Source organism: Mesorhizobium sp. M1B.F.Ca.ET.045.04.1.1, from assembly GCF_003952465.1.
Lineage (GTDB): Bacteria > Pseudomonadota > Alphaproteobacteria > Rhizobiales > Rhizobiaceae > Mesorhizobium > Mesorhizobium shonense.
Window position 1 is genome coordinate 6308373 of the sequence record NZ_CP034448.1, and the last position, 17532, is coordinate 6325904.

20 protein-coding genes, 1 tRNA gene and 1 pseudogene are annotated in these 17532 nt (G+C 58.2%); 10 read left to right on the top strand and 12 right to left on the bottom strand.

Annotation, left to right across the window (positions count from 1 at the left end; genetic code table 11):
• Positions 1-98: 98 nt before the first annotated feature.
• The 5 genes from EJ071_RS31470 (at position 99) to EJ071_RS31485 (ending at position 3541) form a co-directional block, all read left to right on the top strand.
• Complete coding sequence (locus tag EJ071_RS31470) at positions 99-980, top strand: NmrA/HSCARG family protein (RefSeq protein ID WP_126101330.1); 882 nt, start codon at positions 99-101, stop codon at positions 978-980.
• Positions 981-1110: 130 nt separating this feature from the next.
• Positions 1111-1187 (top strand) — tRNA-Pro (locus tag EJ071_RS31475).
• Positions 1188-1295: 108 nt separating this feature from the next.
• A complete protein-coding gene (locus EJ071_RS31480; RefSeq protein WP_126101331.1) occupies positions 1296-1667 on the top strand; it encodes a hypothetical protein in 372 nt (123 codons plus the stop codon).
• A gap of 79 nt (positions 1668-1746) precedes the next feature.
• Entirely contained in the window at positions 1747-1890 is a 144-nt protein-coding gene (locus EJ071_RS38840) for a hypothetical protein (RefSeq protein WP_189521304.1), read from the top strand.
• A 331-nt stretch (positions 1891-2221) separates the two neighbouring features.
• Complete coding sequence (locus tag EJ071_RS31485; protein ID WP_126101332.1) at positions 2222-3541, top strand: tyrosine-type recombinase/integrase; 1320 nt, start codon at positions 2222-2224, stop codon at positions 3539-3541.
• Between the two features lie 115 nt (positions 3542-3656).
• Here the strand turns inward: EJ071_RS31485 and EJ071_RS38845 are convergent, their stop codons facing one another.
• From EJ071_RS38845 to EJ071_RS31495, 3 genes are all read right to left on the bottom strand, one after another.
• Positions 3657-3815, bottom strand: a complete 159-nt coding sequence (locus tag EJ071_RS38845; protein ID WP_189521305.1) for a hypothetical protein — start codon at positions 3813-3815, stop codon at positions 3657-3659.
• 403 nt (positions 3816-4218) lie between these two features.
• On the bottom strand, positions 4219-4623 hold the full coding sequence (locus tag EJ071_RS31490) for a type II toxin-antitoxin system VapC family toxin (protein ID WP_126101333.1): 405 nt from the start codon (positions 4621-4623) through the stop codon (positions 4219-4221).
• Positions 4620-4853, bottom strand: coding sequence for an AbrB/MazE/SpoVT family DNA-binding domain-containing protein (locus tag EJ071_RS31495; protein WP_126101334.1), 234 nt, complete (start codon positions 4851-4853; stop codon positions 4620-4622). Before EJ071_RS31495 ends, EJ071_RS31490 begins: the two co-directional genes overlap by 4 nt.
• A gap of 77 nt (positions 4854-4930) precedes the next feature.
• Between EJ071_RS31495 and EJ071_RS31500 the strand changes: the two are divergent.
• A pseudogene (locus EJ071_RS31500) lies at positions 4931-5185 on the top strand (recombinase family protein); the annotation flags it as partial.
• An 86-nt stretch (positions 5186-5271) separates the two neighbouring features.
• Here the strand turns inward: EJ071_RS31500 and EJ071_RS31505 are convergent.
• Both EJ071_RS31505 and EJ071_RS31510 read right to left on the bottom strand, forming a co-directional pair.
• The gene (locus EJ071_RS31505; RefSeq protein ID WP_189521306.1) at positions 5272-6234 is read right to left on the bottom strand and encodes a LysR family transcriptional regulator; all 963 of its coding nucleotides are present in this window, start codon (positions 6232-6234) and stop codon (positions 5272-5274) included.
• A gap of 103 nt (positions 6235-6337) precedes the next feature.
• Positions 6338-7336 (bottom strand): class I SAM-dependent methyltransferase, encoded by a 999-nt coding sequence (locus EJ071_RS31510; protein ID WP_126101336.1) that lies wholly within the window; start codon positions 7334-7336, stop codon positions 6338-6340.
• Positions 7337-7770: 434 nt separating this feature from the next.
• On the opposite strand from EJ071_RS31510, the gene EJ071_RS31515 reads away from it, so the two are divergent.
• From EJ071_RS31515 to EJ071_RS31525, 3 genes are all read left to right on the top strand, one after another.
• On the top strand, positions 7771-8496 hold the full coding sequence (locus tag EJ071_RS31515) for an AraC family transcriptional regulator (RefSeq protein WP_245460044.1): 726 nt from the start codon (positions 7771-7773) through the stop codon (positions 8494-8496).
• 193 nt (positions 8497-8689) lie between these two features.
• A complete protein-coding gene (locus EJ071_RS31520) occupies positions 8690-9808 on the top strand; it encodes an MFS transporter (RefSeq protein ID WP_189521307.1) in 1119 nt (372 codons plus the stop codon).
• Complete coding sequence (locus EJ071_RS31525; RefSeq protein ID WP_126101339.1) at positions 9798-11210, top strand: hypothetical protein; 1413 nt, start codon at positions 9798-9800, stop codon at positions 11208-11210. The genes EJ071_RS31520 and EJ071_RS31525 overlap by 11 nt, the downstream gene beginning before the upstream one ends.
• 125 nt (positions 11211-11335) lie before the next feature.
• Here EJ071_RS31525 and EJ071_RS31530 read toward each other — a convergent pair whose 3' ends face one another.
• The 6 genes from EJ071_RS31530 to EJ071_RS31555 form a co-directional block, all read right to left on the bottom strand.
• On the bottom strand, positions 11336-11845 hold the full coding sequence (locus EJ071_RS31530) for a helix-turn-helix transcriptional regulator (RefSeq protein ID WP_189521308.1): 510 nt from the start codon (positions 11843-11845) through the stop codon (positions 11336-11338).
• Positions 11846-11923: 78 nt separating this feature from the next.
• On the bottom strand, positions 11924-13177 hold the full coding sequence (locus EJ071_RS31535; RefSeq protein WP_126101341.1) for a CapA family protein: 1254 nt from the start codon (positions 13175-13177) through the stop codon (positions 11924-11926).
• Between the two features lie 78 nt (positions 13178-13255).
• The gene (locus EJ071_RS31540) at positions 13256-14104 is read right to left on the bottom strand and encodes a transporter substrate-binding domain-containing protein (RefSeq protein WP_126102798.1); all 849 of its coding nucleotides are present in this window, start codon (positions 14102-14104) and stop codon (positions 13256-13258) included.
• 52 nt (positions 14105-14156) lie between these two features.
• Positions 14157-14906: an ABC transporter permease gene (locus EJ071_RS31545; RefSeq protein ID WP_126101342.1), complete on the bottom strand. Its 750-nt coding sequence runs from the start codon at positions 14904-14906 to the stop codon at positions 14157-14159.
• A 14-nt stretch (positions 14907-14920) separates the two neighbouring features.
• On the bottom strand, positions 14921-15580 hold the full coding sequence (locus EJ071_RS31550) for an ABC transporter permease subunit (RefSeq protein ID WP_126101343.1): 660 nt from the start codon (positions 15578-15580) through the stop codon (positions 14921-14923).
• A gap of 376 nt (positions 15581-15956) precedes the next feature.
• Complete coding sequence (locus tag EJ071_RS31555; protein ID WP_126101344.1) at positions 15957-16178, bottom strand: helix-turn-helix transcriptional regulator; 222 nt, start codon at positions 16176-16178, stop codon at positions 15957-15959.
• Between the two features lie 171 nt (positions 16179-16349).
• Between EJ071_RS31555 and EJ071_RS31560 the strand changes: the two genes are divergently transcribed.
• Entirely contained in the window at positions 16350-17309 is a 960-nt protein-coding gene (locus tag EJ071_RS31560; protein ID WP_126101345.1) for a LysR family transcriptional regulator, read from the top strand.
• Here the strand turns inward: EJ071_RS31560 and EJ071_RS31565 are convergent.
• Positions 17306-17530: a DUF2274 domain-containing protein gene (locus EJ071_RS31565; RefSeq protein ID WP_126101346.1), complete on the bottom strand. Its 225-nt coding sequence runs from the start codon at positions 17528-17530 to the stop codon at positions 17306-17308. The two genes, EJ071_RS31560 and EJ071_RS31565, sit on opposite strands and share 4 nt — an antisense overlap.
• Positions 17531-17532: the final 2 nt, after the last annotated feature.

The window sequence follows — 17532 nt, forward strand, 5'->3', positions numbered from 1 at the left end:
TATATCTCAAATTGGGACAAAGTTTTCCAATTATAGATCATTATGCATCAATCGAGGAGTCCCTAACTTTGCTCCACCAAACCAAAGGAGCAGAAGCAATGACCAGCAAGTTGAACGTTCTGGTGACGGGCGCCACCGGCCAGCAAGGCGGTGCCGTCGTGCGCGCACTGCTTTCGAAGGGGCATCGGGTCAAGGCGCTGACGCGTCGGCCCGACAGTGATGGCGCGCGGCAATTGGCATCGACGGGCGCCGAGGTCGTGGCCGGCGATCTCTCCGACGCGGCCGCAATCGCGAAGGCCTCAAGCGGTATCGACACCATGTTCCTGATGGGCAACAGCTACGAAGCCGGCTTCGAGGAGGAAACGCGCCAGGGAATCATTGCGGCCGATGCGGCGAAGGCTGCCGGCGTCGGGCACCTCATCTATTCGTCGGTTGCCGATGCCGACAAGAGGACCGGCATCCCGCATTTCGACAGCAAATATCGCGTCGAGCAACATATCGAGCGGCTTGGCATCCCCTACACGATCAGCGCCCCGGTCGCCTTCATGGAGAATATCGTCGCGCCCTGGTCGATCGGCGCGCTCAGCCAAGGCACGCAGGCCTTCGCGATGCCCCCGAAGCGCGTGCTTCAGTTGATTGCGCTTTCGGACATCGGCGCTTTCGTCGCCGCGCTCGTCGAGCGGCGCGAGCGCGTGTTCGGCAAGCGCCTCGATTTCGCCGGCGACGAATTGACCGGCGAAGAGCAAGCGAAAATCCTGTCGAAGGCCATCGGCCGCCCGATCAGCTATCAGGAAATCCCGATCGCCGTGGCCCGCCAGCAGAGCGAGGATGCGGCGCTCATGTTCGAGTGGTTCGACCGTGTCGGCTACGATGTCGACATAGCCGCCTTGCACAGGGAATTCCCGGAGGTACGCTGGCACAGCTTTGCCGACTGGGCGAGCGAATTCGATTGGAGCACCCTCGGCCGGACCTCCCACTGAGGGTTGCGGCTCGAGCTCGATCCGGCGCCTTCCGAGGCGCCCTGGCTAAAGCCGAAAAAATGCGACACAAGTGCAGCCATTGGCGCTTGCAGGATCGGAAAGTGGCGGCTATAAGCCCGCGGTCTGGTCACGGAGTGTAGCGCAGTCTGGTAGCGCACATCGTTCGGGACGATGGGGTCGCAGGTTCAAATCCTGCCACTCCGACCAGAAAAACAATGGGTTAGCAACACCGTACTTCGCTACCCCACAGATATCCCCACAGAAATAGACAAGCAGTCAGGCGCCCGGTCTGCGGACAGGACCCAAACGGTATGAGTGGGACAACCACTGCCGCCGGGGAAACTTAAGACCAAAGCCGGCCCCCGACATTTCCCGATTGAGGCCCTGCAGCCCAACCAGTTCGACGGCCAGACCTATCTTGCGGTTCGCAAGCTCCTGGATTTCGAAGGTCAGATGGAAAAAACAGCCAAGCCGATCAGCACGATCGATCCGGCGTTCGCGACAAGGCCCGCCGATGGGGCGGGCGTTTTTCTGCTCCTGCCTTCTTCGACCATGCGACAATCGGGGGAATCGTCCGATGGCATCACACACGCGGTCACCGCGACCAACTGCCCCGCCGGCCCCCTAAACCAGCTGCTGAAACAAAACGGCAGCCACGACGTTTTTTCGCCTGGCGTAGGCGCGTAAGTGGCCAGCGCCTTTGCGGCGGTTGCCTACCCGCCAGCCCCTAAGCCTGAGGCAGAACCGGATCGGAAGGCTGCTAGTGGTGTGCGACCTCTTCTTCAGCGTCGCGGCGTGGAAGTGGCGCAGGCGCGATTTTCTCGCAAAATATGTCGAACCCTCTTTATGGCTCTATCGCCTTGAGGCGCTGGACGAAGAATACGGCGGCCGCGTGAAAGCTTGTTGCTGATGTCCTTCTCCTCGGCCCCGATTGCGGCCAGCTATCAGCCAGATCGGCATAGCTCAGGTTCTGCAGCTTCAGCTTGGTCTTGAGAAGCCGCTGGCCAGCCGTTCCCCCCGTCCTCCCTCTTCCGAATATTTTCCGCCAAAAATCTCGTTCGACCCACTGTGTTATTCGACTTCGTATTCAACTCAAAAAGCATATCTTTTCCAAATAAAATCCAGCTCTACCTATTGAGTTATTCTGGTAAGTATCTATGTTATTAGGTATATTTCTACTGAACAAGGCACCTATTCGCTTTCACTAAAATCCTAATTGGAACTCACGGCAAGAGGAAACGATGTCGAGGACGTCGAAAGGGGCACGGCTTGTCTGGCGCGATGAAAGTAGAAAGCAGGACGGAGCCTTGCGAAGCCGGGCGGGCTGGTTCATCCGCGATGGCGCAACCTTCATCAGCGCTTGCGGTAGCACTGGCGACCGCGAACGCGCTGACAAACGGCTCGCTCAATACATCATCGAAAAGTACCGGCCGGTCCGCGGGCGCGGCCGTGATCCGGCCACCGTGCCGATAGCTGACGCCGTCAGCGTCTACCTGGCAGACGTCGCGTGCGGCCACGCCAAGCCGAAAGAAACCGCTTCTCGTATGGCCGCGGTGCTGAACTGGTTCGGCGACATGATGATTGGCGACGTCGACGGTAAGATCTGCCGTGACTATGGCAAAGCGCACGGCGATGGTGCCGCCGCCAGGCGGCAGCTGGAGGACTTGCGAGCAGCGCTGAACCACTATCATCGAGAAGGCTATGTGACCTTGTCGCCGCCGATCTTGCTGCCACCGAAGTCCGCGCCTAGGGACCGCTGGCTTACACGTGAAGAGGCCGCGGCATTGCTTCGCGCTGCTTGGCGCATGCGCCAGTCCTGGAAAGGGCAGCCCAGCGACCGTCGCACGGGACGCCACGTCGCGCGCTTCATCCTGGTTGCTCTATATACCGGCACTCGTTCGGCCGCGATCTGCGGCGCCGCCATCCGACCAACCGACGGAGCGGGCCATGTCGATCTCGAACGCGGCATTTTCTATCGTCGTGCAGTTGGTCGCCTCGAGACGAAGAAACGCCAGCCGCCGATGCGCCTGCCCGATCGCTTGCTTGCCCATCTGCGGCGATGGGCGCTCACGCCGCTGGAGATCAAGACCAGGAGACGCGGCAAAAGCGCAAGCATCGGCCGCATGATCGCCCACGACTACGTCGTGGAGTGGAACGGCAAGCCCGTCCAATCGATCAAGAAGGCTTTCCGCTCGGTGGTCGAGGCGGCCGGGCTCGGCTGGTATGACGATTTGGCAACACCTGAAGGTGGCAATCGGCGCGTGTTCCGCACCGACATCACGCCGCATGTCTTCCGCCACACAGCTGCGACCTGGCTGATGCAACAGGGTTCCGATCCCTGGGCGGCCGCCGGCTTTCTCGGGATGACGGTCGAGATGCTGATTGAGACCTATGGCCACCATCACCCCGATTTTCAGGCAGATGCCATCCGGGCGATCGTCTCCAAGTCTCGCTCGCGAAACCTGCCTAAAAACGTCGTGAGAATGGCGGCATGGACAGAAGGCGAACGCTCCCGCCACTCGCCACACAAACCTCCACGGTCAAGTTGGAAACAAAGCTGAACTGAAGCCGCCAGGCATGACAAGAAATGCCGGGCTTTTGCCGGCTGCCCCCATCGGGACGATGGGGGTCGCAGGTTGAAGTCCTGCTTCTGTGTTCTCGCCGGGGACACATCGCTTATTGCGCGTCGGCGGCCTCGCGGATCTCCAAGTTGAACGGCTCATAGGAGCCGCCGGTTAGTTCCCTGCCGTCCTTGCTCTCAATCATGAAATTGCCATCGCTCTTGGTCGGGCCGACGAAGGAGCTGCTGCCATGAGCGGAACCTTCACGAAGCAAACTTGAGGCTCCGACGGAGCTGAGTCGATGGAACGGAAGCCTCTCGTGCGAATTCTCGATTCAAAACCTTCCGATCCACGCAAAAAGATACCGGCCAACGCGAGATCGGAATGAGCATCAATGCCTGGCACTGATAGCCACTATAGACTAAGCAGCTTGGCTCGATCACTACACTGACTTCGCGTCAATGCGAGAAAGCCCATCGTGCAGCTCCACTTCTGGCCGATTGCCCAGTGCTTCGTCCTGCTGACCCTTACCGCCCTGCCTGATCCATCGTCCTCCGACAATCGCCTTAGATTAGATAATGTTCCAAGTGCGGCTGGACTCGTTGGCGAAAAGCTTCAGAGGGTGCATGAAACTGTTTCTTACGGCCTCCTCTGGAGGAGATGCGATCTGCGGCGACTCACACATTCGGCGCAATCAGTCTCAATGACGGAAAGTACGTCCGGTAGCGCCTCACATCGCGCGTCAGCAGCGGCAGCTGGGCGACAGCCGCATGCGCACCAATGAAGAAGTCAGGTAGCACGCCGGTCCTTGATCCACCGGCCCGCCGATAGTGTGTAAAGACCTTTCCCGCCAGAAACAGGGCGGCCCGCGGCATGGAAGTCATTTCGAGCCCAGCCCCATCGACAAACGCCTCGAGATGCTCGATGCGTTCATAGCGAACAGCAAGCTCAGCATAAACCGCGTCATTGATCAGCAAGGGGCCATCAAGGCTCGCTGCTTCAAGCTGATAAAGTGACCAATCCGCCCACTTCGGATCATCGGTGACAAGATCGAGGAGGACGTTGGTATCGACAAGCGTCACGATTGGCCACGAGTGAGCGCCATGATCGCGTCGGTATCGAGCCCCTTGCCGGCATGGCCACGCAATCTGGCGAAGCGGCTCGCGGGCTGCTTCTTGTCGGCGCGCGCAAGCACCACGCTGCCATCGGCAGCGCGACGGAAATCGACCTTGCTCCCGGGAACGATGCCGAGAAGATCACGAACCGGCTTCGGGATGGTCACCTGTCCCTTGGCTGTGACGGTGGTGGTCATGTCTGCTCCTTGGTAATACCGTACTCCAAATAGGTATTACATGAAAGGTCAATTTTCAACCCCGGTTAGTCCAGTGGATCGGTTATGCACGCGTTCTACTGACGAACAGGCGACCGCAACACAGAAGACGGAACTGCGTTCGGCCGGCTGCGAGACAATTATCCAGAAGCACGGCTCCGCCTTGCCCTCTCCAAGCTGCTCCGCAAGATAGGCGCCGCCGACACGCTCGTCGTCGCGCAACTTGATCGTCTGGCGCGATCCGTCAGCCATCTTGTCGAGGTCATCGAGAATTCGGGGCCAAGAATGCGCATTTCCGCTCGTTGCGGGATCCGACGTCGAATGGCAGGTTGCCGTGTACCTGGGCGATCCGGCCCTGCTCGGAAAATCCCAGCCGCGGAAGTGATCGGGACATGGCTAACTAGCAGCTTGCGCCTTGCGAGTGTGGCGGACCCGGAATCGTATTCGCCATCTTTCTGGCAAGGCCAATCAGCCGCAAAACGGCACGTTTCGGATTGGTTTCAAGCCAGAAAGCTTTGATTGAACAGAGACCGTTACGGCCATCAATAGGTTTCCATACCGTTGCATCAAAGGCGACATTTCGCGCGAAGCTCTCACCGGCTAGCGTAACGCCTTGACCTAGCTGCACATTGAAGATGACACTCGCTTGGCCACCTTGGCACATGTTGACAGTTGGGCGGCACCCGTCGGTAACGATGCCTTCCAGGGTAGGCAAATCCAGCAGCGGTCCGCTGGTTCCGCCCGGCACGAGCAGTTGCATCCCCGCAAGATCTGCCCACGTGACCACTCGCTTTTCGGCAAGGGAATGACCAGTGGGCACGAGAACAAAAATACGCTCCTGCCAGAACATCTCGGCGCTGCAAGAGGTGACTTCGCCGAACCCAGGCGCAAAGATGATGTCGAAGCGCCGACGGCATACGGCTGTCAGGCATTGTTCACGCAAAATATCCTCAATGGCCAAACTGACATTTGGATATGATTTGCGGAAGCGATCGATGAGGCGCTTCAGGAATTGTCCACCGCCCACAGCGCACAGGCCAATCCTGAGTGTCTTTGCGTCCCTACTGTTGCGGGCGTCCCGAAAAACTGCCTGCAAACCTTCGTAATGTATCCGAGCGACGTCGGTCCAGGCTCGGCCTGCCTCGGTCAAACGGACGCCGCGAACGTCGCGCTCGAACAGTTGCATCTCCAAAAGCTGTTCGAGTTTAACGACGCTGCGACTTACGCTGGATTCACGGACTCTCAGCGCTGTTGCAGCCTGCCGCAGACTGCCGCAATCGGCTGCCGCCAAGGCGCAGGCCAACAACCGAAGGGCGTTGCCGTTTTTGTCATGAGGGCGCTCTGCGGATGTCGTCACGATCATATCTGTTTCGGCGAAACGTGTTCGGGGTGCTCCGCACGCATCGCGCCAATTGGTGTGCATTTGCCGCATGACTCGGTCGGTCTGGAGGGGCACCGCTTGAGCATCACTTTTGTTGCAAGGCGGCAGCATAATCGGTGTTGGCCTGATATAAGCTGGTCTCGTAAACATACTCATTTGGAATGGCAGGGCCTGCCATCTGAGAAAGGTACAGGTTGAGATTTTCTCTGTTATTGCTCGCAGCAAGGCTGCAGAAATTTCCGCTATTCCACGTCATGACGCAGTGGTTGAAATGCGTGCCCGTTGCGTGGAACATCTCTTCCAGCGTCACCTCGTTGTTGAACATCGTCTTGAGAACATCGGTCTTCTTTTTCTCGATCTCCTCTTGTGGAAAATATCGAGCCTTGAAACCGAAATCCTTCTGCCACTCCCGGCGGGCGTAGTCGTTTTCGTCAACGGCCCGGAATTTTTCGACGAAAACGAAGATGCCTCCTTCCTTAAGGTGCTGCGTGACAAACTCGATCTGCTTTGCTCTGTTCGGCGAGTACATCTGGAAGGTGGTGTCCTCCAGGATGAAATCGAATCCGGACCCGAACTTTGCCAGCTCTGCGTCTGAGCTAAGAACGCCCTTGGTCAGCCGATGGAACGGCCCGACGAAGAAGTGGGCGTCTCGCGGTTCGCCATATGCCATGAAGCATTTGTAGTTTTCCGCGTTGGGGCTGCACGATAGGCTATGGATCTTTCCACCGGACAACTCCGACAGTGTTCTCGCCATGGTGCCCTCTGCTGTCCCAAGGCTGTATAGCGATAGCGGGGCTTGGCAATAACGCGCGTATTTCAAAATGGCATAGGCCATTCGGCATTCCTCCTCCAACCGATAAGGAATGCTGGAGTGGTAGTGCTGGTCGAAAAAGCCTTGCCGGGCCGCATGCAAGCCGACCAGACCACGAAGCAGATCATCGCTGGGAAGCAGCCGCGCGTCGGCCGAGGGCTTGCGGATTGGCATTCCGCTCCGGCCGGCGGCGGTCGCCGCAAAGAAGCCTGTAAGTTCGTTGATCCGCGGGCCACGGTCGCATTCGGCCAAAAAATCGTCGAGTCCCCGCATAGCAGTGTGCCTCCACAACCGTTTAATCGGTGAGACGCCTAAAGCTCGACTGAGAAACAATGATTAGCGTGGTTTAATATTCCACACTGTCGAGTATAGGCGGATGAACCGATAGACCGGCATGGTAGAAACGGCTTTCACTGGTTTGCCGTTTTTTCGCAAAAGCCACATCTTCTACCAACTCAGAATTATTTGTGATTTGTCTTGCAACCTATGGTTCGACAAGAAAACAGGAAGGCGAGCTCCTCGTAATAGGGAGGCCGTTTCGATTGGCGGAGACTTTTTACCTGGATCCGAACAGCATACGCCCTTCACGGCATCGGACATTGGCTCACCAGTATGAGAGCTGGGGAAATATACGGGCGGACTTAATTAGCAGGACCGGACTAGAACGACAGGAAACGAGGGTTGCGTTCCCCTGGCATATGTTCCTGATGAACCTGAAGGGTGCGGCCCTGCGCGGAGAAGACTTCATCGACGGGCGCCGGGTTTCGTTCGCGGCGAGGCGGCCTGGCTCGATAATCTACATCCCTGCCGAGAGCGAGTGGACAGGCTGGGATGAGGGCGATGCGATAGCGTCCTACCTGCTGGTGTCGATCGAACGGGGATTCGCCGAACAGACTTTTGCAGGAACGGCCTTCTGCCGCCCGGCGGAACTGCCACCGTGGATCGGATTTCGAGACAACACCATAGAGATGGGGCTGCAGACAATAGCGGCCGAGCTCAGGTATCCCGATCCGATCAGCGTCACAATGGTGGAGAGCCAGGTCGCACAGCTGTTCGTGCATTTGGTCAGGTTGAACCGAACGTACCATCAGCCGGCAAAGGGCGGTCTGTCGGCTTTCGATCTCAAACGCGTGATGGCAATGATCGAGTCATCATCAGACGGCAGGCCCACGCTGGCCGACCTCGCAAAAGAGGTTGGTATCAGCCGGTTTCATTTCAGCAGGGCCTTCAAGCAGTCGACGGGAATGACGCCGCATGCGTTCATCGCGCGGCGTCGACTGGAGCAGTCCGCGGATATGCTTCGATCGACCAACTTGTCGGCGACCAGAATTGCGATGGAATGCGGCTTCAGCAGTTCGAGCCATTTGACGACCGCTTTCAGGCGAGCCTTCGGCGCCAATCCGATCGAATTTCGGCGCAAGTGCAAAACATAGGCGCCGGCGGTCTTGCTGATTTGAGCAAGAATCTGAAAAGTCCAGCATCGCTGTAAAGCTGGCTTCGCTGCAAAGCGTATGACGAGCGGCTGTATGGTTGGATGCGCCGCCCATGTCAGCGACATGTCGAATTTATCGTGACCAAACATCGACCACCCGGTCCCGGGTGTTCCTCGGGTTTTTGGTCAGCACGTTGTCGGCGGCCATCGGACGCAACGGCTACTACATTGCATCCGCATGGATCCTGGTCGATGCGGGGTGCGGGAGCACCGGTGTGGCGACAACGCTTGCGATCGTCAGTGCGGTGGAATTCGTCGCGAGCCCTCTGGTCGGCGTGGCGGCGGATCGGTTCAACCGACGACGGCTGGCTATCGCGGCGGACCTCAGTCGCTTTGCTATCATGCTCACAACAGCTTGCGCGCTTCTCTACAAGGACGTGTTTCCAACGATCTGCCTCTCAGCGGTCCTCTTCGCATTTTGTGACCGTATGGCTCTTACGAGTTCGCAGTCGATGATCCCGGTCGTGGCGCGGGACGGCGATCTCGCGGCCGCAAATTCCACTGTCTTCTTCGTCATGCAATTCGGATGTCTCGGGGCGGCTCTGCTTTTCGGACCCTTGCTCAGTGAGCGCTCCCCTGCCCCGGCATTCACCGTCATTGCTGTGTTCTTCCTTGTATCAGCGACAGCCCTATCTTCGATGCGGCTCAGTGTGGCATCGGGCAATGTCAGCGGGGCCAAAAGCTTCGCCTTTAACGTTGACCTGGGCCTACTTCGCCTCTTTGCCGTGTACGCTCTCCTCTATGGAGGCGCGGTGCTGGTCAGTGCGACGGGATCAGCCTTTGTGTTCGAAGAACAGAACGGTACGGCCGTCGATTTCGGTCATGTCGAGGCGACGTGGTCGGTTGGCTCGCTGATGGGAGCTGTTCTTGCGGTCAGGCTGACACGAACTATAAGTCTTCATAAACTGCATTTCGTGCTTTTAGGTGCAACCGCGCTCTCGCTGATGGCGCTGCCACTCCTGTCTCTATCTTGGTCGCTGATCGTCTTTGCGGCGCTTGGGTTTGTGTACAATCTTGGGCGAGTCAGTGTCGAAGGCATATTGCAGTCGCGCGTGTGTGATAATGCATTGGGTAGGGCCAAAGGCCTCATGCATTGCTTCGCTGTGGCGCTGGGTCTGCTCATTTTCAGCATCACCGCGGCCGCGGGCGACCGGGTATTTCCTTCGACGATCTTCTTCAGCTTCGCAGTGGTGCTCCTCATTGGAGTTTCTTGTTTGGCCTTAGGTGTCGTGCAGCAAAAGGATGAATCGTGAGGTGGACGAGCTAGCAGCAGATGCAGACGGCAAACAGGCCATCCTCGGGTCATTGGCGGCGCTCCACCCCTGGACGAGACCCTTTCAGTCCCGACCGGTCCGCGACTACGCGTTTCGCCTCTTCGAGACGCCTGCTCCGGGTCCCGTGCCAGAAATCCGACTTCGGGCCTTCACCAAACTGCTCGCCTTCATGAGGAAGGCGGCGAGACGAAACGGACTATCGATCGACGCCGCCGCAGAAATCTGCAGGGATTTCGAGAAGCGCCGCGTCTTGCAGACAGGCCCGCATTTGTTCCTCCTTATGGAGCCTGAAGCTTACTACACGCATCTTTTCAGCCTCCTCGGCCTCTCGGCCCATGGCTGTTCGACCTACGTCTCCTATGCCGTTTCGACGGTGAGCCTCGTTGAAAAACCGCGCAAGGGGCCAGGCTGGCTGACCGTCGACGGGAAGCCGATCAACGTTTTCGGCCTCAGCCGAAGCCGGATGATCGGATACAGCCTTTTAGCCGGGCTAGGACCCTACCGGTTCGAGATGGTTCCTGCGGAACCACACTCTGATGGAGAGGCGCTCACGCTGCTTCGCCTCCTTCTGCCGAAATCGCAATTTGAGCGGCCAGCACATGCCATTAAGGCAGCCAATCTCAGTCTTTGGCCGAAACTGTTCGGAAGCCGTATCGCCTTCCTCCAAGTCGATGACGAAGATGTCGCCGATCTGGTGGCAGACCATCTGTCGGACGAGGATTCGTGGCTGCGAACGAGGCTGATCGAAGAACCGAACCTCGCCTCGGACATCCTGACCGAGATCGATAGGCTGGCGACCAGCCCCTGGAGCGGCTGGCTCGCACGTGGCACCGATTTCTTCTGGCTTTATGAAAACGGCAAGCGCCTGCCGCTAAGGCTGCGGGCGGGGGAACTCGTACACGTGGAAACTGGAATGAAGGTGGCCCGGTTCGCCACGCCGGACATACTTGAGCGCCTTGCAAACCGCAACCTGATCCCCAACCTGCTCCTTGTTTTCCTTGTCTTGTCGATCCTCCCCGGCGTGCGCGCGCTCGGAGGCAGTCATCAGCCAATTTACTATCCGTTGATGCGCTACGTTGTCTGCCGCGCGCTCGATGCGTCGAACCTGGATCCAGATCTTCGACATGCCCTCGCGACGGACGATTTGCCTGGAGCTTGGGGGCACCGCGTAATTGAATGCGATGACGATCCTCTCGAGCTATTACGCGCTCATGGCACCCTCGGAACCCGCGATCTCATTGACCGCTTCGGCAATATGCCTTTCACAGAGGCATGTGGAAGTATGAGTAGCTTTGTTTCGGACACCTCGTGGCAAAAGCTTCAGAGACGATTGCGAGAGGAAGCGGTCACCGCGACAGATGCCGAATGGGCATTTTCGTGAGTTAGGTGCCGGAGTGTAATCGCATACAGTCCGCTTTCAGGCTTTCAGGGGACCGGCAAAGGTGATCTGCACGGCACAGAGCCGACGGAGCCAAGCGTGTTCGAACCTGTGTCACAAACCGGTCGTCAAGTATCGAGCGTTCGGGCGACGCCACTTCGCCCGCCATCTCGTCGCTCTTCGTCGCATTCAGAGATGCTCAATTCTTCCCCGATTGCGGCGATCAAGGCAGACACGCGGGCGCGCACACGCGGGGGCAGTCGAACGAGACGCCCAATCAAGTGCCGACCTTCTGCGCTTGCAATGAAGTCAATGCGCTCATCGACCAGCGGGGGTGAAGTCGCACGGTCGTTCTCACCGTTCTCAGGGAGACCTTCGAAGAAGCGGCTGACGGGGACGCTGAGTGACTTGCCGATCTCGTAGATCATTGAAGCACTCACGCGGTTCCTTGCATTCTCGTATTTTTGGAGTTGTTGAACGCTGACACCTATTGATCGGGCAAGCTGACCCTGGGATACGTCCGACTGCACGCGAACCGTCGCGATCTGCCTGCCGACATGAAGATCGGCGGGGTGAGGGTCGCGTTCGATCCTGGGCTTTTGTGCTGCCTGGAAAGGGCTAGAGCGGTTCGGTTTCAACAGTGCTTTCGATGCTCCACGAAGTTGTTTCTCGGATAGGGAATCCGTCGCAGGCGGACCTGGTTGTGGATTGAATCGTCAGCGGAGTCTGCCTGTAGGCGGCACAACGATGGTGCCGCAATATCCGGAAATCGAGATTGCGGTGCCAAAGGTGCGAGAGCGCATCGCGAAACCGTCGAGAATATCTCGTGCTACATTTCCGGTCGCGGCGGCTGGAACCAATCTGCCTGATCCGGATCCTGGAGGCTGATCTTCCCCACCAATCACGACAGGCAGAAGGTCTATCGTGTGAAGGCTTCCACTTGCATCGTATCGACATGCTGCGACAATGCTTTGCCAAACTTCCGGCGGATCCCACTCGTTCTCGTCGGGATGCACGTGGAACAGAAAATTGCCGAGACCATAAAAGATCGGCGAGCCATTGTAGATTTCTACTGCCTGAAGCACTGGAGCGCCGTGGCTGACGAAAAGGTCAGCGCCGGCGTCAACGCACATCCGGGCAAAGGTATGCACCCAGCGCGGCACGTCCTGCCAACCCGGTTCCCAATGGTGGTGGTGTAGATAAGCAATTACGAAGTCGCCCTGCGAGACCGCCCGACGGATGGCGGACAAATGGATTTCCGCGCTTTGCGGATCTATTTCGATCAGGCGACCGAAGTCAGCTGCCTGTGAAAATACGGTGCCGTAGAAATTTATCTCGGTGCGGCCCGCCACTTCCGGCGGATCGTCCGGTTGCGCATAGTTGGTCAGTTCGAAGTGCGAGCTTTGCAAGTGGCCGCCAAGCTTTGCCAGCCTCCTAAAATGCCCATCGGGCACCCCGATCTTGCGAACTGTGGTCAGCCGATTGACGCCAGGCCGAGCAGGCCGGGAAGCGGTACGGTCGGCGGCATACATATTGGCCGGGCCAGGGCCTGCATCGACCGCAAGCAAAGAGACCTGCCGATAGCCCAGATGGCGCCGGCCGAGCTTCGCGGCATGTGTCTCGTCAATCCCGATCCCAGCATGAAGAAAGCCCCGCGCCTCTACTTCCTCCAGCGTGGACTGGATGCCGCAAGGGCCGAGGTCGAATGCGTGGTTATTCGCCAAGGCAAGCGCGTTGAAGCCGATGTCTTGCAAGGCGTCCAGCATCTCGGGCCTTGAGTAACCGAAGTATTTACCCTTGGTCGGCCAACCGCCGTGTTTTCCGAGGATCGTGGACTCGAAATTCGTAAAAACGACGTCGCCCCGTTGTAGGAACCGTTCAACCTCGGCGAACCGCTCGGCCCGGACATGACGGATGTCGTGCGTGATCAAAGATTGGCCGGTCACGACGGCGCAAAAAGGGTCTTTCATCTCACTCACCCTGTGGGTGTCAACGAGTGGCGCCGGCACGCGTCCAGCGCCCGGTCGAAGTCGAAGCCGGTTCTTCGGCTATTTCGACAAGGCTGGGGCGATATCGGCCTTGAACCACCTCAGGCTCAGCGCCTTGATGGTTCCGTCCTTGGTTGCAGCCTCGATCGCCGCGTTGAACTTGTTGACCAACTCGGTATCGTCCTTGCGCATACCGGCGCCGACGCCCGGCCCCCAAAGACCACCCTTCAGTTCCGGACCGAAGAACACTGCACTGGAACCATCAGGGGTCTCGAGGAAGTCGCGCCATGTGAAATAGTCAGCGAGACCGCCGTCGACACGCCCAGCAGCAAGATCGAGCTTCAAATTGTCGAGGCTGTCATAGCTGCGAATCGTCACGACATCCCCGAGAAGCTGCTTCACCACAGCCTCAGAGTTCGATGAACGAAGGACACCAATGGCTTTGCCGCTTAGCGTCGATCTGACACGCTCAATAGTCGTCTTCTCCTTGTCACCTATGGTCGAGAGATTGACCTGTTCCTTGGTGTCGCCGGCATCGAGCCCAAGCTCCTTGCGCACTACGAATTGGTTGAAGCCGCTGGCGTAGGGGATCGAGAAGGCGATCTGCTGCTTGCGCTTGTCCGTGATGGCCATGCCAGACATGATGACGTCGTACTTGCCGACCAGCAGTGCGGGAATGATCCCGTCCCAATCCTGTGCGACGAAGCTGCATTTGACCTTCATGCGATTGCACAGTTCGAGACCGACATCGACATCGAACCCGTAAAGTTTGCCGTTCTCATCGGTCCCGTCCCAGGGCGGCGATGCGCCTTCGGTGGCGATCGATATCGTTCTCTCGGTCCCGGCCCGGGCTGGGATTGCTGCAATCAAGCCGGCGATGGAAACGGCAACAGCTAGACGAATGCGCATGAGGCACCTCATTTGTTTGGGTCGGTGGGAAGGCAGCCGCAAAGCTGCGGCGTCACGGCACTGGCGTGGTGATCCGGTGTCTAGGCAAGGCCGGTCGGAACCGCGCCTTTCGTCGTTGCTTTGAATGGTCGCCAGAGGAAAGTCGACGTTCCAGGAACTGGGTCGCTTTCACAGCGAGTGTCGTGAGCGCCAGATAGATCGCTCCAGCAACAATAAAGACCTCGTAGGGTGCGAACGTGGACGACACTAGTTGTCGGGCCATGCCGGTTATCTCGAGCAGCGTTACGGTGCTCGCCAGGGACGAGCCCTTGATCATCCCCACCACCTCGTTTCCGTAAGCCGGGAGCGATATCCTGAAAGCGATCGGGAAAGTGACAAGGCGGGCGATCTGGATGCGTTTCAGGCCAAGCGCTACGGCAGCCTCCACGACGCCCTTCGGCACGGACTGGAGGCCCCGGCACAGAATTTCGGTTGTATGCGCTGCACTGTTTAGGGAGAAAGCGAGCAAGGCGCACCAGAACGGATCTCGCAGGACCACCCAAAAGACGCTTGCCCTCACTGCCGCGATCTGGCCCAGCCCGTAATAGAGCAGGAAGAGTTGCACGAGCATTGGCGTCCCGCGAATGACATAGGTGTAGGCCAGCACTGCGAGAGACAGGCTGGGGCGACCAAACGCGCGGACAAAGGCCAGCGGCACCGACAGCAGAAATCCCGCCGCCAGCGATAGGACTGTCAGGGCCAAGGTGAGGCTAATGCCTGACGGGAGAACCATCATCGCGTCCAACATCAGGCTGAAGTTCATGGGAGCATCCCCCTCTATCGACCGAGAGCCGGATAGCGCCGCTCCGTCAGGCGGATCGACAGCAGGGTGATCGTCGTCAGAGAGAGATAAAGCGCGGAAGCCGCTAGATAGAAGGTCAACGGCGCGCGCAGCGATCCGGCGCCCACAAATGCAACACGCATGATGTCGGTCAGGCCGACGATCGAAACCAGCGCGGTATCCTTGAAGAGCGATATCCAAAGATTGCCGTAGGCCGGCAATGCCAGCCGAAGCATCTGCGGTCCAATGACAAATGCCCACCGCTGCCAGGCGTTCAACCCAAGCGACTTCGCCGCCTCGGTTTGTCCCGCTGGAACTGCCGCAATCGCCCCACGGAAGACTTCAGTGGCATAGCCGCTGAAGACAACCGTGAGCGCGATTACCCCAGCGGTAAAGGCATTCACTTCCACGTATCGGCCGGCGACCTTGCTGGCAAGGGTGGTTCCCCCGAAGTAGATGAGCAGGATGATGAGGAGTTCTGGAACACCTCGAACGACCGTGGTGTAAGCCGTCACCGCAGCTTTGAAACGGGAAGCCGGAGAGCTCTTCGACATGGCCAACAAAAGCCCGATTGCCGTCCCGAGGAGCCCGCTAACGAGACCAAGGCTCACGGTAACGCCGAAGGCGGCAGCAAACTGAGCAGTAAAACCGCCCATTGGACTCTTCCATCGATTTTGGATTTCGCGCTTAACGTCGCGTCTTTGGCGCTATTTCCTTCGGCTTACGTCCCAAAGGTCACGAAATCAATTATAGGCAAACTGCATTTGGTTTGCAGTATTTCCCAACGCTATCGACGTTGCCCGTTAATTCAATCTATAATTTTCGGAATCTTTGCGATAATGGCCGATTATATAGGACCGAGGCCTTGCGCTGTTGTGTGAAGTCGTTCTCCGACGTTTCGCGACATCGTAGCGGAAGAATCCGCAACTGGGTTTTCAAGCCATGCCTTGTCCCCGCGCAACAAGCGCTCAATCGCTTGGGAACTGGCGTCTGCTCTCGAATTAGCCAGGCTTTAACGAGACTGGTGTTCGGCTATTTTGACTTAGGGGGCTGGCAGAACAAGGTGGCCGGTTCGCAGTCCAGCACTGTTGCGATCCTCTCCGCCACATTGAGTGAGGGGTTCCTTTGCCCCCGTTCGATGCCACCCATGTAGCTGTACGCAAGGCCAGCCTCGGTTGCCAGAGATTCCAAGGTCATGCCGCGCTCCTTCCGGACTCTACGAACGTTAGCTCCAAAAATCTCCGCAAGGCGCATGCGCGCATAGCGACAAGCAAACCCTCCCCTTTACCAGTCACTATAGTGACTATATGCTGATAGATTCGGAGCTTGCTTGGCGACCTAAGTTTTGGAGCGCTCGAGGTCCGAGCCAATTCTCAACGGGTCCGCCAGGTCAGTTCACCCGGGCGTTCTCTGGAAGGGCGCGAAATGGAATTGCTGCAGAGCGGCTTGAAGCTTCGACAATTGCAGGTCTTTCGCGCAGTGCTGCGGGCCGGATCAACGAGACAAGCAGCCATCGCGCTCGGGATTAGCCAACCTGCGGTGAGTCAACACATCAAACAGCTTGAGGCGCTCCTCGGCATCGCGCTGTTTGAGAGATCCACCAACCGCATCCTTCCTTCGCGAGAGGCCTGGGAACTCCTGCGCAATGTCGATCTTGCGCTGACGTCCCTGGATCGTCTGGAAGCGTCGATCTTCGCGATGAAGAACGAAGAGAGGCAACAAGTCGCAATCGCCGCACCCGCGGTCTTCGGTTTCGTGACCTTGCCGAAGGTCGTCGCGACAATCCATTCGAAGACTGGTGCGAGTGTCCGGTCAATTTCGGGAAACTATCACCAGGTGGGCGAGCACATCCTGTCTGGCCGAGCCGACCTAGGCATCTCTCGGCTGCCTTTGGATCCTTGCCTGTTTGAGTGGGCGCCGCTCGGCTCGGCGCGCAACGTATGCATCTTTCATCCAAAGCACCGCTTCTCAAAGCAGGCTTGTGTCGAAGCGAACGACCTGGCAGGCGAAACGATCGTTGATATTGACCCTGAATTCGCGTCGCACCAAATGAACTTCAACGCCTTGCGCTTCGCTGGTGTCGAGCCGGACATACTGGTGGAATATGACTGCAACGGTTACGAAGTTGGATTCGTTTCGGCCGGTCTTGGCGTATCCATCACCAACGAGATCATTGCACGCGAGTATTCAGCGTTCGAGTTGGAAGCAAGACCGGTCGACCCATCCGCGCTCTATCACTACGTCGCCATCTGGCAGAGAGGCAGGCCGTTTTCCAGCACCCTTGAGATCTCTCTCGACGCGATCCGATCGGCCTTCGCGGACTGTCTCTCGGCAAACGATATAGCTCCCGATATGGTTCGGCCTGCACTAGCGATCCGACGCTAAGCCTTTCGCTCATGCCTCGCTTTTGCAAAGCCGCGATCCGTGGCCATGAAGCGCTCGAGCATCGGCACGATCAGGCGCACGGGATCGGCAGACGGCTGCCCTGCTTCGCGTCCAAGGAGCTCAGCATATCTGGTAAGGTCGCGATGCAGTGGTGCTGGCAGTTCCACGGTGACTTTGACTGGTTTGTCGTCGGCGATTGGTCCGAGTTTCAGCTTGGCCATTT